Below are 1,175 nucleotides of genomic sequence, written 5' to 3' on the forward strand. Positions count from 1 at the left end.
AGCCGGTGGCGCCACACCGCGATCCGGTGCGCGCGCAGCGCGGACGCCTCCAGGCCCTCGAGCTCGGCGCGGAGCCACTCCTCCCAGCCCGGCGGGCCGCCGACAAGGGTGTCAAGGGTCGCGCCGCAGCCGTCCGCAGAGCTCCCCGAAACCCGGCCCGCCAGCGACAAAAGTCCAAGTCCCGGCCCACGGCTGTCCTTTGACACCGCCGCCCGACCCGGCCAGACTCCGTGGCCGGGCGATGCCACCGGTCACCGGGTGACGCCACCGGTCACCGGGCGTACGGAAGCTCAGCGGTATCCGGTGGCGTCGGCGGGGCGGCCCGGGTCCTGGACCTCCACCATGTAGCGCCAGGCGTCGGGCCGGCTGCCGTCGCGGTCGGTGAAGCCGTAGACCTGGGCGAGGCCGCCGCTGGAGAGGGACCGGCCGTTCCAGCGGGCCACCTCCGGGTCGGCGGCCAGCGCGGCGACGGCCCGGCCGACGAAGAACGGGGTCTCCGAGATGCAGAAGTGCGGCTCGACCCGGAGGGCGTCGCGCCAGTTCTCCTCCGTCACCCCGAAGTGGCCGAGCATGATCTCCGAGCGCATCCAGCCCGGCGTCAGCGCGACCGCGGTCGCGCCGCGCGGTCCGAGCTCCTCGCCGAGCGCGAAGCCCATCCGCAGCACCGAGGTCTTGGCGAGGTCGTAGAAGAACGAGACCCGGTAGGTGTCGCGGTTGTACTCGGCGGTGCCGTCGGTCACTTCGACGACGAGGCCGCCGGGGTGACGCAGCAGCAGGGGCAGCGCGTGGTGGCTGGTGATCGCATGGGTCTCCACCGCGAGGCGCAGCAGTCGCAGCCCGTTGTCCAGGTCGTGCTCCCACACCGGGGTGTCCCACTGGAAGAGGTTCTCGCCGCCCCAGACGTCGTTCACCAGGACGTCGAGCCGGCCCTGTTCGGCGTCGATGCGGTCCACCAGGCTGCGGACCTGCGCGGGCACCAGGTGGTCGGTGGGGACGGCGATGCCGTGCCCGCCCGCCGCGGTCACCAGGTCGGCGGTGTCCTCGACGGTCTCGGGGCGGTCGTACTCGGACCGCTGCGCGCGGGTGCTGCGGCCGGTCACGTACACCGTGGCGCCCGCCGCACCGAGTTCCACCGCGATGCCGCGCCCCGCGCCCCGGGTCGCCCCCGCGACCAG

1 protein-coding gene is annotated in these 1,175 nt (G+C 74.1%); it reads right to left on the minus strand.

Features of this window, described 5'->3' with window-relative positions; all coding sequences use genetic code 11:
• Positions 1 to 290 precede the first annotated feature (290 nt).
• A partial coding sequence (locus ABZ641_RS38505; protein WP_359989335.1) for an SDR family oxidoreductase occupies positions 291 to 1,175 on the minus strand: 885 nt, incomplete at its 5' end.

The organism is Kitasatospora sp. NPDC007106 (genome assembly GCF_040634455.1).
Taxonomy (GTDB): Bacteria; Actinomycetota; Actinomycetes; order Streptomycetales; family Streptomycetaceae; genus Kitasatospora; species Kitasatospora arboriphila.